The 6695-nt window shown below is 72.3% G+C and carries 5 protein-coding genes; 4 read left to right on the plus strand and 1 reads right to left on the minus strand.

The annotated features are described in order from the left end of the window. Positions 1-61 precede the first annotated feature (61 nt). Positions 62-1681 (minus strand): carboxylesterase family protein, encoded by a 1620-nt coding sequence (locus EF903_RS26500; protein ID WP_260615956.1) that lies wholly within the window; start codon positions 1679-1681, stop codon positions 62-64. 236 nt (positions 1682-1917) lie between these two features. On the opposite strand from EF903_RS26500, the gene EF903_RS26505 reads away from it, so the two are divergent. The 4 genes from EF903_RS26505 (at position 1918) to EF903_RS26520 (ending at position 6630) form a co-directional block, all read left to right on the plus strand. Then, complete coding sequence (locus tag EF903_RS26505; RefSeq protein WP_125547299.1) at positions 1918-2718, plus strand: arylamine N-acetyltransferase; 801 nt, start codon at positions 1918-1920, stop codon at positions 2716-2718. Between the two features lie 103 nt (positions 2719-2821). Beyond that, positions 2822-3925, plus strand: coding sequence for an AMP-binding protein (locus tag EF903_RS26510; RefSeq protein WP_125547301.1), 1104 nt, complete (start codon positions 2822-2824; stop codon positions 3923-3925). Continuing rightward, on the plus strand, positions 3925-5298 hold the full coding sequence (locus tag EF903_RS26515; protein ID WP_125547303.1) for an aldehyde dehydrogenase family protein: 1374 nt from the start codon (positions 3925-3927) through the stop codon (positions 5296-5298). The genes EF903_RS26510 and EF903_RS26515 overlap by 1 nt, the downstream gene beginning before the upstream one ends. A gap of 132 nt (positions 5299-5430) precedes the next feature. Beyond that, positions 5431-6630: an acyltransferase gene (locus tag EF903_RS26520; RefSeq protein ID WP_260615958.1), complete on the plus strand. Its 1200-nt coding sequence runs from the start codon at positions 5431-5433 to the stop codon at positions 6628-6630. The last annotated feature ends 65 nt before the right edge of the window (positions 6631-6695 follow it).

Genomic DNA, 6695 nt, shown 5'->3' on the forward strand with positions numbered 1-6695 from the left:
GCCCTGCGGGGAGGCGGCGGGGCGGCCGCGTGTCGGGTCTGGTGTGCGGGGCGGCACCCGGTCAGGTGCGCGGGACCCAGCCGGCGTCGTCCCAGAACCGCAGCTGCCGCGCCTTCGACGCGGCCTCGATCCGGGCGACCGGTTCGCCGCCGAGGACGAGCGTGCTGGGCGTCCCGGGGTCGAAGACCGGCCACTGCGGGGCGGCGGGGGCGGCGGGGACGCCGTCCCGGGCGAACGCGGCGACCAGGTCCATGAAGGTCTCGGAGACGGCGCGCTCGCCCGGCCCGTCGTGGAACAGCGGGATCTCCGGCGGCACCGGGTAGGTGGCGGCGATCGCCGCGGTGTCGGCGTACGTCCCGAACAGGAACGGCGAGGTCGCCTCGTGCGGGGTGCCGTGGTGCGGGGCGCGCACGGGGTGCGCGAACTCCATGACGTACTGCGGCGAGGTGCCGTGCCGGGCGTGCCGCTCGGACAGCCGGACGATCTGGTAGCGGAACAGGGCGTCGCCCCAGATCTCCGTCCACAGCGACAGCGGGTCCTGCGGGAGCCCCTCGGCCGCGGCCGCCTCCCGGTACGCGGCGATGCAGGAGTCGACGAGCTCGTCGGTGACCTTGGCCGAGCCCTTGTCGAGGACGCCGCGGACGGCCTCGCGCAGCTCGGCCGCGTCGGCGGGCGGCGGGGTCGGGGTCGGCTGCGGCGGGCAGGGGCCGGTGTAGAAGGAGCCCTCGGTACGGGTGTGGACCGCCATGATGGGCACGTCGGGGGTGGGGAGCTCCCAGTCGAAGGCGCTCATCCAGCGGCCGTCGACGACGGGGCCGCGGAACTCGCGGGCGGAGGCGACCTCCCGGCCGCCGGGCAGGCCCCCGAAGACGTCCTCCCAGGCGTTCATGAGGTCGGCGGCGGGCACCTCGCGCAGGCCGGCGACGGTGGTGCCTAGGCGGCGGGCGACGCCCTCGTAGGCGAGGCGGGCGTCGGCCGGGGTCAGCGAGGTGGACGGCTCCCACACGTGGCAGGCGCTGATCGGGACGATCCGGCGGATGATGCCGCGCAGTTCGGGCAGCAGGGCCAGCTGCCAGGCGCTGGCGCCGCCCGCGGAGGTGCCGGCGACGGTGATGTTGCCCGGGTCGCCGCCGAACGCGGCGGCGTTGGCGTGCACCCAGCGCAGCAGGGCCGCCTGGTCCTGGAGGCCCCAGTCGGCGAAGTCGCCGGTCTCCGGGTCGGTGAACTCCTCGTGCAGCCCGAACCCCAGGGCGCCGAGGCGGTAGTTGAAGGTGACGACGACCAGGTCGCCGCGGTCGGCGAGGCGCGCGCCGTCGTACACGGGCAGGCTGCCGCCGCCGACCATCCAGCCGCCGCCGTGGATGTAGACGAGCACCGGGCGGGGCCGCTCCGGGTCCGTGCCGGGCGTCCACACGTTGGCGTACAGGGAGTCCTCGGAGCTGCCGGGTATGATCGGCTGGAGGGACTCGGGGGCGAAGGAGCGGGCGTCGCGTACTCCGCTCCACGGGGCGGGCGGGCGCGGCGAGGCGAAGCGCAGGGCGCCGACCGGGGGCTGGGCGTAGGGCACGCCGCGGAAGACGGACAGCCGTCCGGCGCGCTCTCCGGCGACCGTGCCGGCGGTGGTGCGGACCAGCACGTCCCCGACTTCCGGCGAGGGGCTGTGGGCGGCGGAAGGTGCCATGGCCGTGATTTCTCCATCGTCATCGGCGGGCGGGCAGTCACACCGACTCATCGAAAACGCCGCGTCGGATGACTCTGGACCACCCGATGCTGGTAAGCGCGCGCGGGGATGGCAACGCGCGGCGGGGCACTTTGTCAGGTGCCGCCTGGTCCGTCAGATCTGCGGGCCGCCCGCGGACGCGCGTGTATTTTCGTTCGTCGTACGCTGCCGGGTTCGAATGGTCAAGGAGAACAGCAATGCTGGACGACGCGGGAGTGGCCGAATACCTCGGGCGGATCGGTGCGGAAAAGCCGCGGAAAGCGGATCTGGAAGGGCTGCGGCACCTCCAGGAGCGGCACGTCCTGACGGTGCCCTTCGAGAACATCGACTACCACCTCGGGAGGGAGATCCACCTCGGCGAACAGGCCGTCGACAAGATCGTCCGGCAGCGCCGCGGCGGCGGCTGCTACGAGGTGAACTCCGCCTTCGCCGAGCTGCTCCGGGCGCTCGGCTACCGGGTGGAGATCCTGCCGGGCCGGGTCCACCGGCCGGACGGCCTGGGCCCGGCGATGTGTCACCTCGCGCTGCGGGTGACGCTGGACGGCGAGCCCTGGCTGGTGGACGCGGGCTTCGGCCGCAACAGCCGCCACCCGCTCCGCCTCGCCACCCCTGACGTGCAGAAAGACCCGCACGGCGAGTACCTCGTCGCCCCCGTGGAGGGCGGCGGCGCCGACGTGCTGCTCGACGGCAGGCCGCTGTACCGGATCGACGGCCGGCCGTGCCGGATCGGCGATTTCGCGCCGACCCTGTGGTGGTGGCGCAGCTGCCCGGACTCGCCCTTCCTCCAGGAGCTGTTCTGCTCGATGCCGCTGCCCGACGGCCGCGTCACGCTGAAGAACAGGCGGCTGGTCAGGGTGGAGGGCGGACAGCGCACGATCGAGCCGCTCGACACGGACGCGGACGTCCTCGCCGCCTACCGCACCCACTTCGGAATCGACCTCGAGGAACTCCCCGAAGGTGATGGCGTGAAGCGGACGGTCGGGATCCAGCTGACCTGACACAGACAGTTGACGGACTCAGCGGAATAACGTGGACCGCCTCCCCGGCACCGGCGCACGATGCGAAGAGTACGGCGATACTCCGTACCCGGAAGGAGCATTTGTGTCCACCGTTGATCCCCTGCTGGAATTTCCCCTCGACACCCAGCCGGACCCCGACGAATTCCTGCGCGCCGCTCTGCGGTGGCATTTCTCCCCGGAAACGGGTTCGCCGTTCTGGATCGAGCGCGCGGGAACTCTCGGTTTCGACCCGCTGACGGACATCGGCGGATTCGCCGACCTCGGCCGCTTCCCGAACCTCGCCAACGAACTCCGCGACGTCCGCGCCGAGGACCTCATACCCCGCGGCTACGGCGACCGCCCGGACGTGGTGGGCGTGTACGAGAGCGGCGGCACCACCGGCGCCCCCAAGCGCATCGTCCTGCTGAAGGAGTGGCTGGACCGGCTGCTCGCCTGGAGCAGCGGCCAGCTCGACCGCCACGGCGTCCCGCAGGGCGTGAACTGGCTGGTCGTCGCCCCGACCGGCCCGCACATGGTGGGCGACGTGATCAAGCGGCAGACCGCCTTCCGCGGCGGCCTGGCCTTCACCGTCGACCTCGACCCGCGCTGGGTGAAGAAGCTCATCGCCGACGGCAAGACCGCCGAGGCGGGCGCCTACGCCGAGCACATCGTCGACCAGGTGGCCTTCCTGCTCCAGACCCAGGACATCGGCGTCCTGATGTGCACCCCGCCGGTCCTGGAGCGCCTGGCCCGCCGCGAGGACCTGGCCAAGCTCATCGACGAGAAGGTCAAGGCCATCAACTGGGTCGGCACCCAGATGGACGCCGACACCCGCTACCTGTACCGCACGGAGGTCTTCCCGAAGGCCCACCTGTACAGCGGCTACGGCTCGACGATGATCCTCGGCAACGCCAGCGAGCGCCCGGGCCTGACGGACGACGACCCGTGCATCTACGACCCGTTCGCCCCGCACATGGTCTTCGACGTCGTTGACCCGCAGACCCGCGAGACCGTCGCGTACGGCGAGCGCGGCCAGGTGGTCATGCACCACGTCAGCAAGAGCCTGTTCATGCCGAACAACCTGGAGCGCGACTACGCGACCCGGGTGCCGGGCCCCGACGGCGTCTGGCAGATCGGCGACTCCGTCGCCGACATCGCGCCGGTCCAGGAGTTCGACAACGAGACCGTCATCGAGGGGGTCTACTAATGGACGCCGGCCTGATCACGCTCGACGCGCTCGGGCCCTCCGGACCCTTCCGCGCCCGCAAGCGCATGACCGTCACCGACGTGGCGGGCGCGCCGGTCGCCGAACTGAGCCTGGTGCCGAAGCTGTTCGTCACCCGTGCCATGGACGCCCTGCGCAAGGCCCGCACCCTGCCGGCCGCCGAGCGGACGGCGGCGCTGGCGCGGGCGGGCCGGATCTTCGCCGAGGAGACCGTCGACGGGCTCACCTTCGAGGAGTACCAGCGCACCGTCGCCCGCGTCTCCGGCGTGCCGATGGGCGTCGTGCGGGCGGCGACCGCCGCCATCATCGAGGCCACCGAGGTGGCGCCGGTCGCGGCGTACCAGGCGCGCCCCGTCGGCGCGGTGGACGACTGGCGCGCGGAGGAGACCCGCCGCGGCAGCGCCGTGTGGACCCGCAAGGGCGACGTCTTCGCGGTGCACGCGGCAGGCAACCACCCCGGCCCGCACTCGCTGTGGGTGGAGGCCCTCGCCATGGGCTACCGGGTCGCGGTCCGGCCTTCGCGGCGCGAGCCGTTCACCCCGCACCGCCTGATCTCCGCCCTGCGGGCCGCGGGCTTCGGCGCCGACCAGGTCGTGCTGCTGCCCACGGACTACGACGCGGCGGACGAGATCCTGCGCAGCGCCGACTACGGCCTGGTGTACGGCGGCGACGAGGTCGTCCGCAAGTACGCGGGCACCCGCGTGCTGCCGCAGGGCCCGGGGCGCTCGAAGATGCTCGTCCCGGCGGGCACCGACTGGCGCGACCACCTCGACACCATCGTCGACTCCATCGCCCACCAGGGCGGGGTGGCCTGCATCAATGCCACCACCGTGCTGGTCGAGGGGGACCCGGCGCCGCTCGCGCAGGCGATCGCCGAGCGGCTCGCCGCCATCCCGAGCCTGCCGCCGGAGGACGAGAAGGCCGTCCTGGCGGTGCAGCCGGCGGAGGGCGCCCGGAAGCTGGAGGCGTTCCTCCTGGCCCGCGCCGCGGGCACGACCGCGCACCTGGGCGGCGACGGCATCGTGGAGGAGCTGGGCGACGGGAGCGCCGTCCTGCGCCCGGCGGTGCACCAGCTGGACCGGCCGGACGCCGAGCAGGCCGGCATCGAACTGCCCTTCCCCTGCGTGTGGGTGGCCCCGTGGTCGCCCGCCGACGGGATCGGCCCGCTGCGCAACTCGCTGGTGCTGACCGCGTTCACGGACGACGAGGCGCTGATCGACGAGCTGCTGGCGGAGCCGACCATCAGCAACCTCTACCTGGGCGACCACCCGACCTACTGGATCCGGCCGGGCGTCCCGCACGACGGCTACCTGGGTGAGTTCCTCATGCGGACCAAGACGGTCATCCGCGACTGACGCACCCACGGGTCCGGGCCGCGGCCTGCAGGGGCCGCCGGCCCGGACCCGCGTACTTCCGGCGCAGTTCCCGCCTCCCGAGAAAGGGCCCAATTTGTCATGTCCATGAACGGAATGGACGGTTCTAGACCTGTGAGACTCCCCAGACTCGACTCGCTCACCGGGCTCCGCTTCCCCGCGGCCCTGCTCGTCTTCCTCTACCACGCCTCCCTCGGCGTGCCCTGGATCCGCCTCTTCGAGTCCGACGCCGCCAACGACGGCTTCGCCAAGGCCGTCTCCCAGGCGGGCGCCCTCGGCGTCACGTTCTTCTTCGTCCTCAGCGGCTTCGTCCTGACCTGGTCGGCCCGCGAGAAGGACACCTTCCGCGCCTTCTGGCGCCGGCGCTTCGTCAAGATCTACCCGAACTACGTGGTCACCTGGGGCCTCGCCCTGATCACCTTCGCGGCCGTCATGACGGAGCCGTGGCAGGCCGTCCTCAACCTGTTCATGCTCCAGGTCTGGGTGCCGGACTTCGCCACCAACTTCAGCGTCGACCCGCCCAGCTGGTCCCTCGGCGCCGAGGCGATCTTCTACCTCGCCTTCCCGCTGCTCTACCTCGGCATCAAGAAGATCGACGCCGCCAAGCTGAAGTTCTGGATCGCCGGCACCGTCGCCGCCATCATGCTCACGCCGACCCTGACCTACGCGGTCATCCCCGGCGGCGGCATGCAGATGCCCGGCGCCGACGGCACCTCCACCGTCCAGTACTGGTTCGCGTACGTCCTGCCGCCGGTCCGCCTCCTCGACTTCGCGCTCGGCATCCTCGTCGCCCGCGCGGTCATGTCCGGCCGCTGGCGCGACATCGGCACCGTCTGGTCGACGCTGCTGCTGGCCGCGAGCTACGGCGTCGCGCTCAACGTGGAGCACCTGTACGCGCAGCGCTCCGTCACCCTCATCCCGATCGTGCTCGTCATCGCCGCGTTCGCCGCCCGCGACGCGGAGAGCAAGCCGACCCTCTTCAACAACCGGCCCATGGTCTGGCTCGGCGAGATCTCCTTCGCCTTCTACCTGGTCCACTACATCGTCCTCGCCTACTCGCGCGAACTCCTCGGCGACGGGCTCTTCTCCACCCCGGTCGGCATCGCCCTGATCGCCGCCCAGGCCGTCGTCTCGGTACTGCTCTCCTGGGCCCTGTACGCCTGGGTCGAGGCGCCGATCACCCGCCGCTTCTCCAGCTCCCGCAAGGCCAAGGCCGCCAAGGCCGCCGCGGCCGCGACGGCAGCCGCGGGCGCACCCGCCGGCCGCTCCGACTCCTCGGGCCCCGAGGACCGCAAGGTCGCCGAGACCGTCTGACCCGCCCCGCCCGACACCGCGCAACGACACGGCACACCCCGCACGGCACCGCCGCCCCACCGGCA

This window comes from Streptomyces sp. WAC05292, from assembly GCF_003949955.1.
Taxonomy (GTDB): Bacteria; Actinomycetota; Actinomycetes; order Streptomycetales; family Streptomycetaceae; genus Streptomyces; species Streptomyces globosus.